The sequence below is a fragment of the Roseburia sp. AF25-13LB genome, from assembly GCF_003478915.1.
Taxonomy (GTDB): Bacteria; Bacillota; Clostridia; order Lachnospirales; family Lachnospiraceae; genus Roseburia_C; species Roseburia_C amylophila.
In genome coordinates, this window is sequence record NZ_QUFO01000014.1 from 39,042 (window position 1) to 58,185 (window position 19,144).

The 19,144-nt window shown below is 40.7% G+C and carries 26 protein-coding genes and 3 pseudogenes; 20 read left to right on the forward strand and 9 right to left on the reverse strand.

The features are described from left to right. Positions 1-479: 479 nt before the first annotated feature. The 6 genes from DWY37_RS14740 to DWY37_RS14765 form a co-directional block, all read right to left on the reverse strand. Positions 480-854 (reverse strand): hypothetical protein, encoded by a 375-nt coding sequence (locus DWY37_RS14740; RefSeq protein ID WP_002591345.1) that lies wholly within the window; start codon positions 852-854, stop codon positions 480-482. A gap of 139 nt (positions 855-993) precedes the next feature. Beyond that, positions 994-1,134: a Maff2 family mobile element protein gene (locus tag DWY37_RS14745; protein WP_079697803.1), complete on the reverse strand. Its 141-nt coding sequence runs from the start codon at positions 1,132-1,134 to the stop codon at positions 994-996. Positions 1,135-1,197: 63 nt separating this feature from the next. After that, positions 1,198-2,973: a VirD4-like conjugal transfer protein, CD1115 family gene (locus DWY37_RS14750; RefSeq protein ID WP_425474083.1), complete on the reverse strand. Its 1,776-nt coding sequence runs from the start codon at positions 2,971-2,973 to the stop codon at positions 1,198-1,200. 5 nt (positions 2,974-2,978) lie between these two features. Beyond that, positions 2,979-3,452: a PcfB family protein gene (locus tag DWY37_RS14755; protein ID WP_006775667.1), complete on the reverse strand. Its 474-nt coding sequence runs from the start codon at positions 3,450-3,452 to the stop codon at positions 2,979-2,981. A 36-nt stretch (positions 3,453-3,488) separates the two neighbouring features. Further along, complete coding sequence (locus DWY37_RS16205; protein ID WP_055143522.1) at positions 3,489-4,433, reverse strand: DUF6017 domain-containing protein; 945 nt, start codon at positions 4,431-4,433, stop codon at positions 3,489-3,491. Positions 4,434-4,561: 128 nt separating this feature from the next. Then, a complete protein-coding gene (locus DWY37_RS14765; RefSeq protein WP_002604486.1) occupies positions 4,562-4,780 on the reverse strand; it encodes a hypothetical protein in 219 nt (72 codons plus the stop codon). A 164-nt stretch (positions 4,781-4,944) separates the two neighbouring features. Between DWY37_RS14765 and DWY37_RS14770 the strand changes: the two are divergent. From DWY37_RS14770 to DWY37_RS14780, 3 genes and pseudogenes are all read left to right on the forward strand, one after another. After that, positions 4,945-6,635 (forward strand): annotated as a pseudogene (locus DWY37_RS14770) (recombinase family protein); the annotation flags it as partial. After that, a pseudogene (locus DWY37_RS14775) lies at positions 6,627-6,905 on the forward strand (macro domain-containing protein); the annotation flags it as partial. The pseudogenes DWY37_RS14770 and DWY37_RS14775, both read left to right, overlap by 9 nt. A gap of 245 nt (positions 6,906-7,150) precedes the next feature. Then, entirely contained in the window at positions 7,151-7,573 is a 423-nt protein-coding gene (locus tag DWY37_RS14780; RefSeq protein WP_055062793.1) for a methionyl-tRNA formyltransferase, read from the forward strand. 251 nt (positions 7,574-7,824) lie between these two features. On the opposite strand, the gene DWY37_RS14785 is transcribed toward DWY37_RS14780, so the two are convergent. The 3 genes from DWY37_RS14785 to DWY37_RS14795 form a co-directional block, all read right to left on the reverse strand. Then, a complete protein-coding gene (locus tag DWY37_RS14785; protein ID WP_015530080.1) occupies positions 7,825-8,670 on the reverse strand; it encodes a MerR family transcriptional regulator in 846 nt (281 codons plus the stop codon). Between the two features lie 149 nt (positions 8,671-8,819). Next, the gene (locus DWY37_RS14790; RefSeq protein ID WP_004611564.1) at positions 8,820-9,020 is read right to left on the reverse strand and encodes a helix-turn-helix transcriptional regulator; all 201 of its coding nucleotides are present in this window, start codon (positions 9,018-9,020) and stop codon (positions 8,820-8,822) included. Between the two features lie 84 nt (positions 9,021-9,104). After that, positions 9,105-9,839 (reverse strand): helix-turn-helix domain-containing protein, encoded by a 735-nt coding sequence (locus tag DWY37_RS14795; RefSeq protein ID WP_118542164.1) that lies wholly within the window; start codon positions 9,837-9,839, stop codon positions 9,105-9,107. Positions 9,840-10,074: 235 nt separating this feature from the next. On the opposite strand from DWY37_RS14795, the gene dinB reads away from it, so the two are divergent. The 17 genes and pseudogenes from dinB to DWY37_RS14880 all read left to right on the forward strand — a co-directional run bounded on the left by dinB (position 10,075) and on the right by DWY37_RS14880 (position 19,090). After that, positions 10,075-11,325 (forward strand): DNA polymerase IV, encoded by a 1,251-nt coding sequence (dinB, locus tag DWY37_RS14800; RefSeq protein ID WP_117477958.1) that lies wholly within the window; start codon positions 10,075-10,077, stop codon positions 11,323-11,325. A 42-nt stretch (positions 11,326-11,367) separates the two neighbouring features. After that, positions 11,368-11,610, forward strand: coding sequence for a LexA family protein (locus tag DWY37_RS14805; RefSeq protein ID WP_008395286.1), 243 nt, complete (start codon positions 11,368-11,370; stop codon positions 11,608-11,610). A gap of 5 nt (positions 11,611-11,615) precedes the next feature. After that, positions 11,616-11,870 carry a hypothetical protein gene (locus DWY37_RS14810; RefSeq protein WP_004611568.1) on the forward strand — a complete coding sequence of 85 codons (255 nt, stop codon included), beginning with the start codon at positions 11,616-11,618 and terminating at the stop codon, positions 11,868-11,870. A gap of 176 nt (positions 11,871-12,046) precedes the next feature. Continuing rightward, the gene (locus DWY37_RS14815) at positions 12,047-12,250 is read left to right on the forward strand and encodes a hypothetical protein (RefSeq protein ID WP_226801081.1); all 204 of its coding nucleotides are present in this window, start codon (positions 12,047-12,049) and stop codon (positions 12,248-12,250) included. 168 nt (positions 12,251-12,418) lie between these two features. Beyond that, the gene (locus DWY37_RS14820; RefSeq protein ID WP_008395283.1) at positions 12,419-12,766 is read left to right on the forward strand and encodes a helix-turn-helix domain-containing protein; all 348 of its coding nucleotides are present in this window, start codon (positions 12,419-12,421) and stop codon (positions 12,764-12,766) included. 150 nt (positions 12,767-12,916) lie between these two features. After that, entirely contained in the window at positions 12,917-13,324 is a 408-nt protein-coding gene (locus tag DWY37_RS14825; RefSeq protein ID WP_008395282.1) for a recombinase family protein, read from the forward strand. A gap of 62 nt (positions 13,325-13,386) precedes the next feature. After that, on the forward strand, positions 13,387-13,539 hold the full coding sequence (locus DWY37_RS14830; RefSeq protein ID WP_199412695.1) for a hypothetical protein: 153 nt from the start codon (positions 13,387-13,389) through the stop codon (positions 13,537-13,539). Beyond that, positions 13,529-13,849 (forward strand): helix-turn-helix domain-containing protein, encoded by a 321-nt coding sequence (locus DWY37_RS14835; RefSeq protein WP_008395280.1) that lies wholly within the window; start codon positions 13,529-13,531, stop codon positions 13,847-13,849. Before DWY37_RS14830 ends, DWY37_RS14835 begins: the two co-directional genes overlap by 11 nt. 10 nt (positions 13,850-13,859) lie before the next feature. Then, a complete protein-coding gene (locus DWY37_RS14840; RefSeq protein WP_008395278.1) occupies positions 13,860-14,231 on the forward strand; it encodes a recombinase family protein in 372 nt (123 codons plus the stop codon). A 2-nt stretch (positions 14,232-14,233) separates the two neighbouring features. Further along, positions 14,234-14,671: a type II toxin-antitoxin system PemK/MazF family toxin gene (locus DWY37_RS14845; protein WP_008395276.1), complete on the forward strand. Its 438-nt coding sequence runs from the start codon at positions 14,234-14,236 to the stop codon at positions 14,669-14,671. Next, a complete protein-coding gene (locus DWY37_RS14850; protein ID WP_004611639.1) occupies positions 14,655-14,867 on the forward strand; it encodes a DUF6462 family protein in 213 nt (70 codons plus the stop codon). Before DWY37_RS14845 ends, DWY37_RS14850 begins: the two co-directional genes overlap by 17 nt. A gap of 134 nt (positions 14,868-15,001) precedes the next feature. Next, entirely contained in the window at positions 15,002-15,178 is a 177-nt protein-coding gene (locus tag DWY37_RS14855) for a DUF6290 family protein (RefSeq protein WP_004853384.1), read from the forward strand. 32 nt (positions 15,179-15,210) lie between these two features. Continuing rightward, complete coding sequence (locus tag DWY37_RS14860) at positions 15,211-16,446, forward strand: tyrosine-type recombinase/integrase (protein ID WP_008395273.1); 1,236 nt, start codon at positions 15,211-15,213, stop codon at positions 16,444-16,446. Between the two features lie 267 nt (positions 16,447-16,713). Beyond that, positions 16,714-17,193: pseudogene (locus DWY37_RS14865) on the forward strand (lysine--tRNA ligase); the annotation flags it as partial. Positions 17,194-17,405: 212 nt separating this feature from the next. Continuing rightward, the gene (locus tag DWY37_RS14870) at positions 17,406-17,852 is read left to right on the forward strand and encodes a hypothetical protein (protein ID WP_118542166.1); all 447 of its coding nucleotides are present in this window, start codon (positions 17,406-17,408) and stop codon (positions 17,850-17,852) included. Between the two features lie 62 nt (positions 17,853-17,914). Continuing rightward, on the forward strand, positions 17,915-18,517 hold the full coding sequence (locus tag DWY37_RS14875) for a Type 1 glutamine amidotransferase-like domain-containing protein (protein WP_117863840.1): 603 nt from the start codon (positions 17,915-17,917) through the stop codon (positions 18,515-18,517). Positions 18,518-18,571: 54 nt separating this feature from the next. Continuing rightward, positions 18,572-19,090, forward strand: a complete 519-nt coding sequence (locus DWY37_RS14880; protein ID WP_118542168.1) for a ClbS/DfsB family four-helix bundle protein — start codon at positions 18,572-18,574, stop codon at positions 19,088-19,090. Positions 19,091-19,144 lie beyond the last annotated feature (54 nt).

Here is a 19,144-nt window from a genome sequence, read left to right on the forward strand (position 1 = left end):
GACAAAGCAGTTATACCGCTATGTCCCAATTTGCTATTACTCCATATCTTCAGCAGACAGAAACACAAGCCCGACAAATTCTTCCTCAATCAGTTTCTTCAACTTTTCCACTGTGCTCTATGCAGGCTCCCGTATCTCCATTCCAACCTATAATCTCTTTCTGTAAAAGCAAATCTTGTTCTGTGAAAAAATGAGTTGGATTCCGTAGTAGTCGGCATTGTGCGTAATGTGTATAACTGACTGTATCATGGAATTGTGGGTAACTCTGTTTGCAGGACGTGGGAAAGCTGCACTTTAGCTTTTCCATGTGCTGTGAATAGAGTTATCCATGATTCCATAGCCTGTTATGCACATTTCCACAATGTTTGTCTTTTGGTCGTTGGTTCGGAAAAGAAAAGCCCTGTATGTTATTATATACAGAGCCATTCTAATCTTTTTTTATCCACTACATAGAGCGTTTCCTTTCTGCAAAATTCATTTTACAGAGTGATACCCGCCTTTTTTGCAAAGTAGTCTTTTCTCCCGGTAAGCTCTGACTGTTTTTCCTTTGGAAGATTGTTGAATAAATCATCATAAAGAACATCAGCTAACTGCATTTCTCTCGCAAGCAAAAATACATTTAGACTAAGCCATTCCTCCCAAAGCCCCTCAAATAAGCTGTTACTGTCTGTATAGGTGTCAAGCTCCTCAAAGCCATGTGACGCTGTATAGCATTGCAGTTTAACAAAGCCATACCTACCAACATCAACCAACAAAATATCTTCGTCCTCTATTTCGTACAGTTCCTCAAACACATCAATCACTTTGCGACACTTTTCCCGTTCTTCCTCTGTGATATATACTGTTTTTTCCATGCTCAATTACCTCTATCCTTTCAAATTGTGGAATACTGTTTTCAGTTTTCTTCTACTTCTGAACCACATATTTGAAATGCCATATATGCCATTTTATACGGAATAGAGGTTGGCTGTCTGCATTTATCAGTGTGTTACTTTATGGCACATGAGCATTTGCGCCCGGATTGTCGTTGCCGTAACCCTCCATGAGGTTGATAGCCCCCCAAATGCCAAGACCTGCGCCAAGCGCGATAACCAAAGTCTGCAATACACCAACTGCGCTGTTGAAAAACTCCATATAAACCTCGCTTTCTGCCGCTGTGCGGCTCAAAAAAAGTTGTTGAAAATGAAAATGCCGCCGTTATTCCTCGGCGGCTGCGTCCTCGTCGGACAAATCTATTTCGTATATGTCAAAGGCTTCATCGGGCTTTACGATTGCCGGACGGGTAGACATATACCGTTCCACGTCAAAAGCGTTTCTTTTGTCGAAGTCGGAAAGGTATTTGTAGTTCGGGTGTTTCGTGATGTCGTATTTGTCGCTTAAAAAGGGACGCACACCGCGTAGCTGCAAAATACATTTCCCACCGTCCATAACTGCTATTTCGTCCTGTGTCATCAGCTCCTTTCCTAATTTTTGATAAGTAAGTCCATGAGAAACCTGCGTGCCGCGATTTTCGGAAGTATTGAAACTGTCGATTGTTTCCCGTCCCAAGTTATCCGAAATATCCTTTGCATTTTTCCCACGTCCTCCCAAAAACAAGGTGCTGTCGGCATTATCAAGTATGATTTCTGCCGCGTCCTTGTAAATGGCTTTTAGTTGGCTCTGCGATTGCAGAATGATAGAAGCGGACATTTCCCTGCTGCGAATGGTCGCAATTAACTTATCAAAGCGGGGTATCTGCCCGATGTTGGCAAATTCATCAAGCAAAAACCGGACATGAATAGGCAATTTGCCGTTGTATTCGTCGTCCGCTTTATCACAAAGCAAATTGAAAAGCTGCGATTGCAGAATAGCGATAACAAAATTAAAGGTGTCGTCGGTATCGCTCATTATGAGGAAAAGCGCGGTTTTCCTGTCGCCCAATGTATCAAGTTCCAATTCATCATAGGACATGAGTTCCCGGAGTTCCTCTATATCAAAAGGGGCAAGACGCGCACCGCAAGAAATAAGGATTGACTTTGCCGTTTTGCCCGCCGCCAATTTGTATTTTTTATATTGCTTCACCGCGAAATGGTCGGGGCTGCGTTCTTCTAAATCGGCAAAGAGCAGATCAACGGGGCTTTGGTATTCCTCGTCGTCCTCGCGTGCTTCGCTTGCATTGATAAGTTCAAGCAGCGTTGTAAAGTTCATTTCCTCGGCGGGGGCTTCATACCAAATGTAGCCGATCAACGCGCAATATAATAATCTCTCGGCTTTCACCCAAAAATCTTCCGCGCTTTTTTCTCCCTCGCCTTTGGTATTGACAATAAGGGTATTGACAACCTTTAACACGTCCTTTTCGCTGCGGATATACACAAAGGGGTTATATCGCATGGATTTCTTGAAGTTTATCGTATTCAGCACTTTTATCTTGTAGCCGCCGCGCTGCAAGAGCTTTCCGCACTCGATTAAGACGGTGCCTTTTGGGTCGGTCAAGACGTAGGAAGAATGAAGCTGCATTAAATTAGGCTTTACGAAAAACCTTGTCTTGCCGCTGCCGCTGCCGCCGATCACCACGACGTTTTTATTTCTCGCATATTTCGGCTGCTTCGGGCGGCTGTTCATGGTAAGGCGTTCGGTCTGCGTCAAAATGATGTTGTTCTGAAAATCCGGGTCGATGTAGGGCTTTATATCTTCGGCGTTGCCCCAACGTGCGCTGCCGTATTCTGCGCCCTTGCGGTATTTCTTTGCGTTTTTCCCTTTGACATAGACAATCAGACGGATAACCACCGCGCCGACAATGCCGATAAGCAAATCCAACGGGTGAACGCTCGGCAAGGCATTTGAAAACGCTTCGGAAAATCCCTGTGTGATATTGAGTATCTTTTCGGAAATATCCGCGCCGGGGGCAAGCCGCACCGCCTGTCCCACCTTATCAAAGAGATAGACAAAGAACACATAGGGGATATTCGGGATTATCAACTTTTTGTAGTTCATCTGCTTCATATCTCGCGCCCCCTGTCTATTTTCTTTACCTTGTCGCGGGCGGCGTTAAGCTGCTTCGCCTTGTCCTTTGCTGCGGCAAGGGCTTTGCGGATAGAGGGCTTTTTATCCCTGTTCAGCTTCTTTGCGGAAAACTCTTGAAACGCTGCGGTCATAACGTCCGCGTCCCTGCCTTTGAAAAACACAAGGTAACGGGTCTGTTCGCCCTTAACCTTTTTCAGCGAAAAATCTATGTTGTACTTCTTCGCGGTACTCTCAAAGGCTTTGATATTGCTGTCGGTGATCTCGATGTTGGAAACACCCGCATTTTGCTTCATAAGCTGCCGCATGGTCTGTTTCCCATGCGGGGCTTTGCTTTTCTGCTCCAAAAACTTCTTGATTGCTTTCTGCAACGCCTGTTCGGTAAGCCTTGCCGCGCCTTTTCCCACATTGACGGATAGGGCAATCGTTTTTTGGGTTACTTCCTCCTGCAAGGTATCAACTCCTTTCCCGGTAAACTGCGGCTATGCTCATTTGCTGCCGTAAAAGTCGTGATTGACAAGGGCGGTATAGTAGCTGTCAATGGTACTCGGTGCGTTGAACAGCACCGCTTTTAGATACTGCTTGATGTTGCGGATTTTGGTTGTGTTCTCCCTCATGCAGTCCAAAACAAACTCAACGTGGCTGCTATTCAGCTTCATAAACTTTGATTTGACAAGTTCGGCGGGGTAGTCGTCCCCGGCGATACGGATTGTCTTTCGGGCTGTGCAGACGGTTTCCAGCATGATTTCTACAATCTCGTCCAAACGGTCTTTATCCATTTTGGGGTCTTGAATGAGAATGTCATAGTCGATGTTGTCTTTGATGATTTCCCGATAAATCTCTATTGCGCTGTTTGTTTTCGCTTCCGTTCTTTTCCTTTCCGGCGGCGTAGCCGCTTCGTCCTGCTCATAAGGCAAGGGATTTAGGGAATGGAAAGGAATGGAATGGGTACTTGATAAATCAGTAATTGATTGTTCTTTACTTGATATATCTTTATTTAATTGCGTTGGATTTTCCAACGTAGGTTTTTCCAACGTAGGTTTTTCCAACGTTGGATTATCCAATGTTGGATTTTCCAATGTAGGTAAATCCGATGTAGGCGGCTGTTCGCTGCTGGTAGCTGCTTCCGGCTCTTTGGGCTGCGGCTGCTCGTATATGACATAATCCGCACCGCGCAAACGTCCTTTCTCGTCGCGTTCCCGGCTGCGGACGATATATCCGGCTTTTTCAAGTTCTTTGACCGCTTCGCGGATTGCGTCGATCTTCTCCCGGTTGATATGGGATAAGCCCGCAAGGGTATAATCCCAATCTTCGGGCAGCGAAAGCATTTGCGACAACAAGCCCTTTGCCTTTAAGGACAATTCCTTGTTTCGCAAGTGGTGGTTGCTCATAACGGTATATCCCGTATTTCGCTCCACTCTGAAAACTGCCATATTTCCTCACTTCCTCTCTTGGTATGCGTGGACAATTAGAAAGCCGTTTTCGGCTGTTTTGGTATTGCAATATGCCCTTTGCCGTTTTCGCGTCTGCAAAGCCGCATGGCACAAGGGCTTTTGCCCGTCTATTTGTCCATGCTGGCGTGCGTTTTCCGCGTCCTTTTGCCGGGGCAATAGGGACACTCTTTGAAAACGCAAAACTCATATTTCCACCCGGGGCGGTAGAAACGGCAAGTGCCGCAATCTTCATCATCTCCGGCACAACCGGATTGATAGCGGTCAAATCCCGGCTTCTGCTGCATGAGCAATTCAAACGCCCGCTGCTTGCCCTTTGTGAAATACATTCCGGCTGCACCTCCTTTCCTGCGGGCATAAAAAAACGGCGTTACTTTCTCCCCCAAAGGGGTTAAGGTAACGCCGTTTGTGTGCGTATTCAGTTTTTAACACATTCCCTGTCTATCCGCTGTCCGCAAAACCATTGATTTTATTAGCTTTTTGCCGCTATCGCTATCACACCTCATTATTCCAAAGACCAAGTTTCCAGAATATGATAAAAGACATTGAAAGCGGTCTGATAAACTGCGTGATTACGAAAGATTTATCCCGTCTGGGGAGAAACTATCTTGATTGTGGGTTATATCTGGAAGTTTTCTTCCCAGAGCATAACGTGAGGTATATAGCGGTCAATGACGGCGTAGATACCTTGAATAAATCTGCTATGGACATCACGCCTTTCCGCAACATTTTAAACGAAATGTATGCCGCTGACATATCTGTTAAGATAAAATCGGCATATCGGGCGAGGTTTCAACAGGGGAAATTCATGGGAACTACCGCCCCTTATGGCTATATCAAAGACCCTGCCGACCACAACCATCTGCTGATAGATGATAAAGTGGCACATGTTGTAAAAGAGATATTCGACCTTGCATTAAAAGGGAATGGAGTTGCCAAAATTTGCAGACATCTTAATAAACAGCATATCCTACGCCCTGCCGCTTATGCGGCGGAGCGTGGCGAAACAGGCTTTGAACGTCATTTTGAGGGGAACGAGGACAAACGCTATATTTGGAGTGGGAACAGCGTGAGGAGCATTTTAAGAAGCCCGATATATGCGGGAAATCTTGTAGGCTACAAACGGATTGCCGCCAATATGAAAAGCAAGAAACGCCCCTCTAAGCTGCCCGAAGAATGGGAAGTGATACCCAATACCCATGAGGGAATAGTCACGCAGGAGGAATTTGATATTGTCCAACAGCTTATTACAAGTCGTAGGCTTCCACAGAACAAGGGAGGATTTGTAAATATTTTTGCAGGCGTTATCAAGTGTGTGGACTGCGGATGTGCTCTGCGGGCAATGAACGTACACAGGAGGAAACGCCCAGAGATTATCGACTGTGTACAGTATTCATGTAATAATTATGCAAGAAACGGAAGAAGCGAGTGTAGTGCCCACAATATAGAAGCAAGGGATTTATTCAATGCCGTTCTTGCCGACATCAACTGTTTTGCGGATATGGCAGTGAATGATGAAAAGGCGGTCAGGGCCATAGAAAAGCGGCTCACGGAAACAGACCAGAGCAGGGCGAAAGCATTAGAGAAAGAACGTAAGAAGCTGAACAAACGCCTTGCGGAACTGGACAGGCTGTTTTCCTCTCTCTACGAGGATAAGGTCATGGAGCGTATTACCGAGCGGAATTTTGAGATGATGTCGGGGAAATACCAGAAAGAGCAGCTTGAAATTGAAGCAAGGCTGAAAGAGGTGACGGAAACTCTTAATGAAAGCTACGAGAAATCACGGGGAATCCGTGACTTCCTCGCCCTTATCCGAAATTATCAAGGCTTAAAAGAACTGGATGCAACAGTTATAAACGCACTCATAGACAAGATACTTGTTTCGGAGCGTGAGAAGATGGCAGACGGAACAGTGAAGCAGGAAATCAAGATTTACTATAAATTCATCGGCTTTGTCGATGAATTACATATCATACCTACAAAACGGTGGGCAGCAATGCCCGCTAAAAATTGTACGGTGTGCGGCGTTGAATATGTCCCGGGCTCTGGTGCATCAAGGTATTGTCCTGCTTGTGCCAAGAAGATACGGAGGGAGAAATCAAACGAGAGCAAACGCAGGAGCAGAGAACAGAAAAGGATAGCATGTATGAACTGTCCGCAAAAAATGACCGACTAATATGGAATGGTGGAAGGAATAGAGAAGAGGAACTTCTTGCTAACTGCTATTTTAATTCCATGAAGCTGGCAATGGATAATGGAATCAGGTCTATTGCATTTCCTTCTATATCAACGGGAGTATATAGTTTTCCGGTTGAGTTGGCAGCAAAGATTGCAGTACATACAGTAAATAGGTTTTTGCAGGATAAACCGGATTGGTTTGATCTGGTGGAGTGGGTGCTATTTGATACTCATACTGAATCGGTGTATGAATCTGAGGTTGATAAAATATATTAAAGATTAATCGGTTTAAGATTGGTTAGATCTCTTTGTTTAAACTGATTATTAAACCAATTAGTACTCCAAACTGCTATATAATAGGGGTTATGATTGGTTAAATAGGGTCAAATTCAACCAATTTGAAAAAAATGTCCTATTTCGTCCATAAATAGTATGTATATGGTATACTAGCTAATAGTAATGCGGTTTCAACCGACATTACATATTATTATGAGAAATTAATGCAAAGGAGTTACAATCAAATGGATAACAATGAAGTAGTAACAGAAGAAGTGGCAGCAGTTGTTGAAAATAATACAGGGATTGAGATTGAGCCATTATTTGAGGAATATGTTGATTTTGACACATTTTCAAAGTCAGACTTCCGTGTTGTAAAGGTAAAAAATTGTGAGGCAGTACCTAAGAGTAAGAAACTTCTTAGATTTACACTTGATGATGGTACAGAGAATGAAAGAACTATTCTTTCAGGAGTACATGCATTTTACGAGCCGGAGGAACTTGTAGGTAAAACTTTACTTGCAATCGTAAATCTTCCACCACGTTCTATGATGGGAATAGATTCATGTGGTATGCTTCTTTCTGCAATTCACAATGTAAATGGAGAAGAAAAACTGAATCTGGTAATGTTAGATGACGCAATCCCAGCAGGTGCAAAATTGTATTAGGATTTGCACAGTTTTACATATAACTTAGTGGATAATTATATGTGATTTTTAAATTTATGTTGAAAGTAGATAGTAAAAGAGCTGGGTATCATGTGCCCAGCTCAATCGCTGCTACATGGAAGCCAATAAACCATGCAACAGCGGTTCTTTTATTCGCCAGTATATGCAATTTCTATCTCATAGCCGCCGTTCTCATAGTAGGCGTGGGAAAAATAGTATCTTATTGTTATTTCTGAAATATAAAATTTGAATCATAAAACTTCTTTCCCTCTCAAATCCATTTTTACCAAACCAACTACTAACAATCCAATAAAAATTGCCGTGTCCACAAATAGCAGTACAACAACACTTTTTACCACTCCGAAAGTAAAAAGTATGGAGAAGATTTCCACTGACAACACAATAAAACACATATAATTTGTCAAATACTCTGTTATAATTTCTCCATAATAATTGTTCATCTGTAATTTCGCATAGATAAAAGGTTTTAATAAATAACGGATTATGATACATATAACAGGACAAATAAAAATCCAGTTTTTATTAACTAGGGATGTTGCCACTCCTTTACTCCATTGTACTGGAATTTCTGTCGGCAACTTAGAATAAGACAAAGCCCCAATAATCAAGCATAGTGCGGTAATCATAGTCCAGGTAAGCATACTTCCCCATATATACAAAAAGCTGACGGAATCCAGTTTGAAAACAGTTCGATTATCTTTCCAATAGTCATGCAAATCTGTTACATACTGTTCTACCTGTAATTTTTCATAACTAATACTTTCTTCATCCAGCATTTTTTCGCACATGAGTTTCGCCTTATTCAAATCAGTAATCTGATTTTTTAATACTTCCTTTTGCTTCTCAAGCATTTCCTGCAATGTTACTTTTTCGGATATAATACTTCGTATATCTTCAATAGAAATTCCCAATGTACGTAGATATGCAATCTTCTTTATATTTTCCACATCATTTTCAGAATAATCTCTATAACCATTACTTTCATTTCTCGAAGGCTCAATAAGTTTTTCCTTTTCATAAAAACGGATATTAGAACGGGATAAACCTGTTCGCTCTTCTACGTCTTTTATAGTCATATTATGCCCTCCTTTCGAGCAACTCTATTTTACTTAATAATAAGCTATAAACAAGGTTTACAGTCAAGCATTTATCAAAAAACTATAGTTGTTGATAAGGACATGAAAAGCTGTCCAAAATAGAAGGTGAGCCGGATTGCTGCTCCGACTCAATCTTCCACATGGAATACATCTTCCACCAGCATATTAAAGTACTTTGATATCCGTAGCATAAATTCGGCAGATGGGGTACTGTCCCCACGTTCTATCCTGCCGACAGTTTTTGTGCTGTATCCGATAGCAGCGGCAAGGTCATCCTGGTAAATGCCACGCTGCTCCCGGATTTCTCTGATATTATTGGTAACCGCCATAAGAATCCCTTCTTTCAGTTCTATAGATATTTTCTTATTATCAATTATGCAAAATAATGTGTCCGATAAAAAGGACTTGCAATTTTATCGGTAATGTCCTGTAATAGCAGAAGCATCAGATTTTCCAAGAACTTTTCCAAATATGTCTAAGCGGTCATTTTCACTAACCTTGATAGGTGAATACTTTTCATTAAGCGAGATAAGGAAGATTCCGTCTGTATCGTTTTGCAATTTTTTAATATAGGCTTCTCCGTTTAGAGCGAAGATGCCGATTTCTCCATTAGCAACAGATTCCTGCTGTAATACCCATGCAATCTGACCATCGTGGAATTCAGGTTCCATACTGTCACCACTAATACGGACACCGAAAGTAGTATCTTCCGGTAAGATAGATTCATCTATACATACAGTCTCTTTCGGTCCGTCTACAAGGAAGTTACCGGTTCCGGCTGATACAGCATTTTCAAATATATCAATGCTGCGGAATGGGATAATCTTAGCCATTTTCTTCTCATACATTCCGGATGCATGGAGCAGATTGATGTAGTCCATAGCTTTTTCTCTGCCTTCATCAGTCAATGATGAGAAAGGATCAGCAGGATTTACTCCAAAATATGCTTCATACATGTTAGTAATACCAAGGATTCTACACACTTTGTAAAATATGGTAACGCTTGGTTCAGCAAGATTTCTCTCCCAGTTGGATATGGCTTTATAGGAAATGGTAATGCCTTCCTTTGCCAGTTCATCAGCGAGATCCTGCTGGAGCAAGCCTTTCTTTTTTCTATATGATGAAATGATTTCTCCGATTGAGTACATACATACGCCTCTTTTCTTTCATTTTGTTGATTTCTAATGTCTCTTTTCACTCCATAGTATATAGCAACAGTACCAATTATTCAAGCTAAAAATCCAATATAATGAGAAAAAAGGACACATGTGTCCGTTGACAGTCGATTATTCTTGGGGTTATACTATGCCCTGTAAGAAACATTACTCATATTCTTGGACAGACAGATATGGATGTCAGAACAGAACACTGGAGGTGGAACAGATGGGAGACAGGGTAATACTTCATTCAGATATTAACTGTTGCTATGCTTCGATTGAACATCTGCATCATCCGGAGCTTGCAGGAAAGCCATTGGCAGTAGGCGGAGACCCGGAGGCAAGACATGGGATTGTCTTAACAGCTGACTATATTGCCAAGAAGTACGGTGTGAAAACAGGAATGGCACTCTGGCAGGCAAAGCAGGTCTGTCCGGACATAACATTTGTATCACCAAGAATGGACTTATATCTTCGGTTCTCAAGGATGGCTCATGAGATATATGCAGAATATACGGACAGACAGGAGCCATATGGGATTGATGAGTGCTGGCTTGATGTGACAGGAAGCAGTTCCCTTAAAGGGGATGGATTGCTTATCGCACAGGAAATCAGCAGGAGAATGAAGTCAGAGCTTGGCATCACAGTGAGTGTTGGTGTTTCTTTCAATAAGATATTTGCAAAGCTGGGTTCTGACTACAAGAAGCCGGATGCTATCACTACTATGTATAAGAGTGAGTTTAAGCAGAAGGCTTGGTCGCTTCCGGTGGCAGATCTTCTATACGTTGGCAAAAGTACGAACAGAAAGCTTGCATTATTTGGTATTAAAACCATAGGTGATCTTGCAAGAACAGATGAAGATGTGCTTAACAGTCACCTTGGAAAGATTGGCAGTATCTTATGGTCGTTTGCTAATGGCTATGATGATTCACCTGTCAAGCTGGAGAACGCCCACGCTCCAATCAAATCGGTGGGAAACAGCACAACGACACCAAAGGATTTAGTATGCGATGAGGATGTAAAGATTGTTCTTTATATTCTGGCTGAGAGTGTTGCAGCAAGACTTCGTGAGAATGGATTCCGGTGCAGAGTGGTTGAGATAAGTGTCAGGGATAATGAATTATTCTCTTTTACCCGTCAGAAAAAGATTGACCATGCGACAAACATTACCGGAGAAATAGCTGCATACGCATATCAGATATTTAAGGAAAACTATAACTGGAGCAAACCAATCCGTAGTGTTGGTGTCAGAGGTGCAGATCTGGTAACAGATAATTATTGGGAGCAGATAGATTTGTTCTCAAGTGTGGAGAAGCGTGAAAAGCAGATGAAGATGGATTCAGCGGTGGATGAGATACGCAGAAGATTTGGATTTTACAGTATCCAGAGGGGACTCATGTACCGGGACAGGATTCTGGCGGCAGTCAATGCAAAAGAAGAACACACAGTACATCCACATGGGTACTTTTCAAGTTAGCAACGAGAAGTGCCAATAGAGTAAAAAAGAGGGAGGCGGAACATGGGCGAAACAGCAAGAATTGATCTGGTAGACAGGGCACCATTGACAGAGAAGCAGCAGAATGTGTATGAAAGCATTATGCAATATCAGCGTGTGAATGGCTATGCTCCTACTATCAGGGAGATATGCAAGATGGTAGGGGTGGCATCGACTTCAAGTGTTTATGCACATCTGAAAATATTAGAAGAAAAAGGCTATATAGCAAGGAAGATGGATGCTTCCAGAGCAATAGCAATCTTGTAAGGAAGGTGATTACATTGAGCAATAAGGTATATGTTGATGTACTTGCAGAGTTTTCAAAGGACGGACTGCTCATTCCCAAAGAGATAACATGGGAAGATGGCAGAAAGTATGAGATTACACGAGTAAAAGACAAGCGCAGAGCAGCCAGTACAAGGGCTGGTGGAGTTGGAGAGCGTTATACCTGTGTGGTAGATGGAAAGGAAATATTCCTTTTCTATGAAGATAACAATATGTGGTTTATGGAAAGAGCCGGAGCCTGATGTGATTGTGTGCTGACAGCACACAATATGTCAGTTGGCTTTAGATCAGCAAAGCCGGGGAATGTGCAGACATTCATCGGAACTCCCGGCAAAAGGCTTGCAAAGGTGATTTCCCTTTCCTTTACGAGTACAGAATTGTAAATTGATGATTTTGTATGAATAAGGAGCGAACTGAATTGAACAAAGAAAATGTTATAGAAATTAGATGTAAAAAATGCAACAAGTTAATGATGGAATATTTTGTATGCGGTGATGATTCCGCTGTAGCACTTCAGAATATTGGAATTAAGTGTGACAGATGCAAGCGAGTGATGATACTCAAGAAGTATTCCGAGGGAATGATGAAGGAACATTCTGAGAATGGAACTTTCAGAATATAACGATTGAAAATTAAATTATAGCCCACCTGATAAGGGCACATCAAAAGATGGAAGCACCAGAGACGCAGGGGAAACGAACAGTATTTATGATACTGGTTTCCTCGTGCGTCTTTTTGTGCTGTAAAGGTAATCCGACTTGTTCGTTTCCAAGGGCGGCAAGGAGGATTTATGAGCAGTAAAGCACAGACAAGAGAAAAGGATTATGAGAGAGGAATACGAATTGCTGATAGAAGAAAGGAGATAGGATTATCACAGGATGAGTTAGCTCATAGAGTAGGTATAGGCAGACAAGCATTATCTGCGATTGAAAATGGTGGAGATTTTAAGACACAGACATTAGATAATCTAGCAATCGTACTTGGTGTATCTGTTGATTTCATAATGTATGGAAAGAATGAAGAAAAGTCGGAACTATTATCTGAGGCAATGGATGTTCTTTCAGATATGGATGAATTGCAGATAAGACAGTGTCTTGCAATGATGAAAGCAATGAAAAGCGTGTCAGTTGAAAAGTGATTGTCGTGTTTACACGACATAATTGTCGCCTGTACACGGTCGGCAATTAAGGTGTGGCAGATTACAATATACTTGTGCTTGAGATACAGCACACCACGAGAGTGGAGGCGCCAAAACTCTCCAATACGAAATCGTAAAGGAGATAACAAAATGAAAAAAAGAGATTTTAACTTAGTAGGAAACGAAGGTACAGATAATCAGGAGCTTGCAAAGGGTATTGCATTTGTAAAGTCACGCAGAGCGGAACTCAATGTAGTCCAGATGGTTGAAAGTATGCGTGATCAGGCAATACCTAATGGAGTAATAATAAATGATGCGTATTGTGATCGCTCAATGACAAGGGACTATGACAGAGAAGCACTGAATGCTTTCTTTGCAACACTTAAAGAGGAAGATTTTGAGGTTGTAGTAGTCAGAAGCCTGAATGAGATCACCGATGACATTTATGATCTGGAGGAATTTGTGAAGACCATCACAGATATGGGCATATGGCTCTATTCTCTTGAAGTCGGTCCAGTGCCAATTACTGTATCTCATGCAGAGGACTTTGGATGCTAACGGAGTCCTTTGGTAGATCGACAACAGAAAATCATTCCGGTCGGGACAAACAAGTCCCGGCTGTGAAGGATTGCAGATTTACACAGACTGCATTCGGAACAGTTGTACATGATTCAAGTGGGAAGTGGCTTGGTCAGTATGAAACAGAAGATGCGGCGGTAGAGATGCTTAGAGAAATGGCACGGGACAATGGAGGGTACGACGATGAAATATGAAGGATATAAAATTGGTCCGGTGATTCGTGATATCCGTAAGGACAAAGGACTTCTCATTGAAGAGGTTGCCGCTAAAACCGGAATAAGTGTTTCGACGCTTGGACAGGTGGAGCAAGGAGGAAGAAACTTGAGCATGAAAAACCTGTATATGCTTATGGAAGTTTATGAAACAGATGCAAATACCTTACTTGCAATAGAATGTACACCGGATTCATTAGATTCGAGACTTAAGCAGTTACCTGCAGATAAGCAGGATTATTTGAAAAAGACATTTGATTTTATGATAGAGCAGGCTTTGAAGTCAGCATAGGAGGCAGAAAATGAGAAGAAAGATTAAAAAGATGGATTGCATAGAATATCTTTCAGTGCAGGCTCCACTAGAAAAAGTAAATATGCTTGAAGACAAGCAGAGCAAATATATACATGAATTTGTAAAGAGAAAAGAATATTCAATCGTTGGAAAGATGAGACGCAATGGCTTTTCGCAGAGTGATGTTGATCGCCAGTGGAATCAGATTGTGAATATGATCCGCAAAAAGCAAATCAGTGGAGTAGTTGTTGCGAATATGGCAGCTATATCCAGCAGTGTCGCAGATGCTTATTTTAAGGTAGGACTGGTTATTGAAGCAGGCGGCATTGTGGTGACTGTAGATGAGGGCAGATTGGATATGCACATCAAGAAGGGAGCATAGATATGAGCAGACGAACAGAAAAAAGAAAGTATGGTAAATATAATAAATTTGATGTCGTGTATGCGGATTTTGGGAAAAACCCACATGGCATTCAGGGCGGAATCAGACCAGGAATAATTATTTCATGTGATGCAAGCAATCATGATGGTGCACCGCAGGTGTCAGTAGTCCCTTTGAGCAGTAAGTTAAAGGATATTCCGGTACATGTGATTTTAAATCCGAAGGATGTGAGTGGATTTGGATTAAGTAAGATCTCTGATTTTATGCCTGAAGATGCACAGACAATTTCAAAAGGCTGCATTAGAGCAAAAAGTGGAACTGTCATTGAGGATTCAGGCGTGAGAGAAGAAATAGACAGAGCATTGATACGACAGTTTGATCTGTTACCTGTAGCTCGCAAAATGGTAATGGAGGAGTTAGCAAATGGACAGCAGAACTAAAAAGACTAATAATAAAAGATTTGTTAGATATTCAGAAGGAGCAGAGATGTATTCAATGAGTGTGTCAAAGTTTATGCAGTTAGCGAAGGATGCAAAGGCATGTTATAAAGTGAATCAGCTGGTGTTGGTTAATCTGGATATTATTGACGAATATCTTGAAACTTTCCACATTGTAGATGACGAGTTTTATAAGTAATTATGAGAAATGACGCATTAGTATAGAAGAAATACAAACAAGTATGGAGAAAAATGAGCCAAAAGAGAAAAAATGTATTGACTTTCGGTCAGACCAAAAGTATAATATGATTAAGATATGAAGGAGGCATACAGATGGCTAGAACTGGAAGACCAAAAGCAGAGAAACCTTTTGATCATAAGGTGACTGTTAAATTCAAAGAAGAGGAATACCAGATAATGGTTGAGTATGCTGAGACTCATAATCTATCCATTTCGCAATTGATTAGAATGGGTGTTGAATTACAAATGAAGCAGCAGGCTAATCAGTAGAACAGGCTCTTTTCTCCGGAAAGGAGAGAATAATGGCTTGTAGAAAAGATGGTAAAGGCAGAGTATTAAGAAAGGGTGAGGGTTACAGAAAAGGCGACGGAAGATACTCATATGTATATATTGATCCATTAGGCAAGAAAAGAACCATTTATGCAAAGTCTTTGGTAAAACTTCGAGAAAGAGAAGAACAGTTACAAAAAGACCAGTTGGATGGACTTGATATCTATGTCGCAGGAAAGGCTGATGTAAACTTTTTGTTTGACAGGTACATATCAACTAAAACAGAATTGCGCAGCACTACTTACAGTAATTATTTGTATACATGGAATCATTTTATTCGTGATACATTTGGCAAGAAGAAAGTAAGAGATGTGAAATACTCAGACGTGTTGTTCTTTTATACAGACTTGATTAATAATCAGGGATTACAGATTAATACGCTTGAGACAATTAACACAGTATTAAGACCTACATTTCAGCTTGCTGTCAGAGATGATATCATAAGGAAGAATCCGGTAGACGGAGCATACTGTGAAGTAAAAAAGCGTAATGGTGGTGTCAGAAAAACAAGGCGAGCGTTGACTGTGGATCAGCAGAGAAAATTCATGGAGTATGTAGCAAAGAATCCGTTCTTTTATCACTGGTATCCATTTTTTGTATTTTTGTTAGGAACTGGATGCAGAATAGGAGAAGCAATCGGAGTACGCTGGGATGATATTGATTTGGAGAATCGAATCATTGATATCAATCATAGCTTAACCTATTACCAGAGAGCGGATGATTCATATAAATGTGAGTTTAGAGTATCTTTGCCAAAGACGGAAGCTGGTAATCGTAGAATACCTATGATGCAGCAGGTATATGATGTGCTTCAGGAAGAATATGAGAGACAGAAGCAGGAAGGCTTTTGTGTTGAGAATGTGGATGGGATGACCAATTTTGTATTTACAAACCGATTTGGGATGCCACATAACCCAGCAGCAGTAAACCGGGCAATCAAGAGAATTGTGGATACACATAATTCAGAAGAAGAGGTAACTGCTAAAAAGGAGAAGAGAGAACCTGTTATGATTCCAAGATTCTCCTGCCATATCTTTAGACATACGTTTGCATCAAGATTTTGCGAGAATGAAACCAACATCAAAGTAATTCAAGAGGTAATGGGACATGCTGATGTATCAACTACCATGAACATATATGCAGAAGCAAACCCAGATGTTACCAAATCAGTAATTGAGAAATTATCAAAAAATATGGATATTTTTTAGAAAAGAGTCCTGCGATTGAACTCTTTGAAGATTGAAAAATATACCTATTCATACTGTGGCAAATATGTTATACTTGCTAAGTATTGTTGTGTTTGACACAGCAGTACATGCATAAAATAAAAAGACGTATTTTAAGGCGAATGACATCTTTTGGACGCACAAAAGTCAAAAAAACGTCCAAGAGTATCCAAGTATATAGAATCCGGGAAAGCCCATTTTCCAAGGGTTTACAAGGATATACAAGAGTTAGCTTAGCAATCAAAAAAATTCCCGACAATGAAGTCCTTAGATGGTGTAAATAAGAAAAATGATGTAAATAATACAGCTTCTGAAGCACCTGAAAAAAATGTAAAAACTGAGTCTGAAAAGATTGATTTTTCTAAGGTAAAGGTAGAGCCTTTATTTGAGGAATTTGTTGATTTTGATACATTCAGTAAGTCAGATTTCCGTGCAGTAAAGGTTAAAGAGTGTGTTGCAGTACCGAAGTCAAAGAAACTGTTACAGTTTACTCTTGATGACGGAACAGGCACAGACAGAACCATTTTAAGCGGTATTCACGCTTATTATGAGCCTGAAGAACTGGTTGGAAAGACTCTTATCGCTATCACAAATCTTCCACCGAGAGCGATGATGGGCATTGACTCTTGCGGTATGCTCCTCAGTGCTATTCATGAAGAAGAAGGCGAAGAAAAGCTTCATCTTCTGATGGTAGATGACCACATTCCGGCAGGTGCAAAGCTCTATTAAGATGATGTAAAGATGTACCGTTTTACCAAATAGACGGGACGTACTTCATTTGATAAAAAACTAAAAAAACAGCGATTTACATCAAACTTACATCAATTGATGCAAAATTAAGTGCAAGCAAGAAAAAATCGCATAATTAGTGCAATGAGTGGGCAATTCCAATCGGAGTTGCCCATTTTTAAAACAAACAGAAATACAAATCAGAGTTTGTGATGGTAGATAATATGGAATGGTTTAATGTTTTTGGGCTGATTTTTATTGCAGTCATTATGATACCCAATGTTGTATTTGCGATTAAGTGTAAAGATGGATTTGATAATAAGTGGAACAATAAATATGTTGAGGTCACAGAACAAGTAGGGAGATTGGGTTGTTTCGGATTCATGATAATCAATATTCCGGGAACTTGGTTCGGGTGGTGGTCTGACGAAGCATTTGCACTATATCTGATTGTAGATACCATATTGGTAATGCTTTATTGTGCTATTTGGATTATATGTTTTAAGAAAAACAGCGTTTTCAGAGCATTAGCACTTTCTACTATTCCTTCAATGTTGTTCTTATTTAGTGGGATTATGAGTAGGTCAGTGCTATTGATTATTGCATCAGTATTATTTGCACCAAGTCATATTGTGATTTCATATAAAAATGTAAAATGATATTTACAAATTCAAGTTTGTTAAATTGGAAAATTAGAATTTATATATAAAGGAGAATATTGATGAAACTGTTTTTATGTTCGCACTTTTCAAGTGTAGGAAGTCTGATAAAGGAAGAAATTGAAAATAAAAAAGTCGCATTTATTCCAACAGCTTCGCTGCGTGAAGGCTACACCGGTTATGTCGGCTCGGCTCGAAAATTATTCAAAAAGTTGGGAGCAATCGTAACTGAAATTGATATTTCAACGGAGGCTTATTCAACGATACAGTCTGTTTTTGAAGAAGCAGATGTGATATATTTTACCGGCGGAAATTCTTTCTTTCTTATGGACCAGCTCCGTAAAACGGGAACTGATGGGCTACTGAAAAAGGAATTGGCAAATGGAAAATTGATGATCGGCGAGTCGGCAGGCGCAATTATATGCGCTCCAAGCATCCAATATATCGAGCAAATGGATGAAAAGCCAGAGGACTACTCACAAGAAGATGATGCAGGGCTTGATTTGATTGATTTCTATGTTCTTCCGCATTATCTTACAGCACCATTTAAGAAAGTTACCGAGAAAATAATGACTGAGTTTTCGGATTTGAATCTATGCCCTATTAACAACCATCAGGGAATTGTAATTGATGGTGAAGGTTCAAGGGTTATTTGCAAAGACTAATTTGAAAAATCCTTTTTTTGAAACTGGAAAATCGGAAGCTGAGGAGATAGACTATTGAGAACATATGAGAATAAAGACGAGCTTAAAAACGAGATAAATAAAAGCTTTGCAAAGTATATTTCAGAATTTAATGATATTCCGGAGCATTTAAAAGATAAGAGAATTGATGAGGTCGATCGAACTCCGGCAGAAAATCTTGCTTATCAGGTTGGCTGGACAACTCTTGTTATTAAATGGGAATCAGACGAAAGAAAGGGTATTCCTGTCAAAACTCCTTCGGATAATTTTAAGTGGAATCAGCTTGGCGAATTATATCAATGGTTCACAGATACATATGCTCAGCTGTCACTGCAAGAATTGAAAGACAGATTGAATGAGAATATCAACTCTATTTATGTAATGATTGATTCTCTGAGTGAGGAAGAATTATTTAAACCACATATGAGAAAATGGGCTGACGAAGCAACTAGAACAGCTGTCTGGGAAGTATACAAATTCATACATGTTAATACAGTTGCTCCGTTCGGAACCTTTAGAACCAAGATTAGAAAATGGAAAAAGATTGCACTATAACTTCCAGTTGTGCGCCCAGCTAAGGGTGTGTAGTCAAGCCGGTGGAATTCCGGT

Excerpts from the sequence above, each read along its gene's own strand:
- DWY37_RS14740 (WP_002591345.1), bottom strand. The coding sequence starts at position 854 with ATGGAAAAAACAGTATATATCACAGAGGAAGAACGGGAAAAGTGTCGC.
- DWY37_RS14745 (WP_079697803.1), bottom strand. The coding sequence starts at position 1,134 with ATGGAGTTTTTCAACAGCGCAGTTGGTGTATTGCAGACTTTGGTTATC.
- DWY37_RS14750 (WP_425474083.1), bottom strand. The coding sequence starts at position 2,973 with ATGAACTACAAAAAGTTGATAATCCCGAATATCCCCTATGTGTTCTTT.
- DWY37_RS16205 (WP_055143522.1), bottom strand. The coding sequence starts at position 4,433 with ATGGCAGTTTTCAGAGTGGAGCGAAATACGGGATATACCGTTATGAGC.
- DWY37_RS14765 (WP_002604486.1), bottom strand. The coding sequence starts at position 4,780 with ATGTATTTCACAAAGGGCAAGCAGCGGGCGTTTGAATTGCTCATGCAG.
- DWY37_RS14780 (WP_055062793.1), top strand. The coding sequence starts at position 7,151 with ATGGATAACAATGAAGTAGTAACAGAAGAAGTGGCAGCAGTTGTTGAA.
- DWY37_RS14785 (WP_015530080.1), bottom strand. The coding sequence starts at position 8,670 with ATGACTATAAAAGACGTAGAAGAGCGAACAGGTTTATCCCGTTCTAAT.
- DWY37_RS14790 (WP_004611564.1), bottom strand. The coding sequence starts at position 9,020 with ATGGCGGTTACCAATAATATCAGAGAAATCCGGGAGCAGCGTGGCATT.
- DWY37_RS14795 (WP_118542164.1), bottom strand. The coding sequence starts at position 9,839 with ATGTACTCAATCGGAGAAATCATTTCATCATATAGAAAAAAGAAAGGC.
- dinB (WP_117477958.1), top strand. The coding sequence starts at position 10,075 with ATGGGAGACAGGGTAATACTTCATTCAGATATTAACTGTTGCTATGCT.
- DWY37_RS14805 (WP_008395286.1), top strand. The coding sequence starts at position 11,368 with ATGGGCGAAACAGCAAGAATTGATCTGGTAGACAGGGCACCATTGACA.
- DWY37_RS14820 (WP_008395283.1), top strand. The coding sequence starts at position 12,419 with ATGAGCAGTAAAGCACAGACAAGAGAAAAGGATTATGAGAGAGGAATA.
- DWY37_RS14825 (WP_008395282.1), top strand. The coding sequence starts at position 12,917 with ATGAAAAAAAGAGATTTTAACTTAGTAGGAAACGAAGGTACAGATAAT.
- DWY37_RS14835 (WP_008395280.1), top strand. The coding sequence starts at position 13,529 with ATGAAATATGAAGGATATAAAATTGGTCCGGTGATTCGTGATATCCGT.
- DWY37_RS14840 (WP_008395278.1), top strand. The coding sequence starts at position 13,860 with ATGAGAAGAAAGATTAAAAAGATGGATTGCATAGAATATCTTTCAGTG.
- DWY37_RS14845 (WP_008395276.1), top strand. The coding sequence starts at position 14,234 with ATGAGCAGACGAACAGAAAAAAGAAAGTATGGTAAATATAATAAATTT.
- DWY37_RS14850 (WP_004611639.1), top strand. The coding sequence starts at position 14,655 with ATGGACAGCAGAACTAAAAAGACTAATAATAAAAGATTTGTTAGATAT.
- DWY37_RS14855 (WP_004853384.1), top strand. The coding sequence starts at position 15,002 with ATGGCTAGAACTGGAAGACCAAAAGCAGAGAAACCTTTTGATCATAAG.
- DWY37_RS14860 (WP_008395273.1), top strand. The coding sequence starts at position 15,211 with ATGGCTTGTAGAAAAGATGGTAAAGGCAGAGTATTAAGAAAGGGTGAG.
- DWY37_RS14870 (WP_118542166.1), top strand. The coding sequence starts at position 17,406 with ATGGTAGATAATATGGAATGGTTTAATGTTTTTGGGCTGATTTTTATT.
- DWY37_RS14875 (WP_117863840.1), top strand. The coding sequence starts at position 17,915 with ATGAAACTGTTTTTATGTTCGCACTTTTCAAGTGTAGGAAGTCTGATA.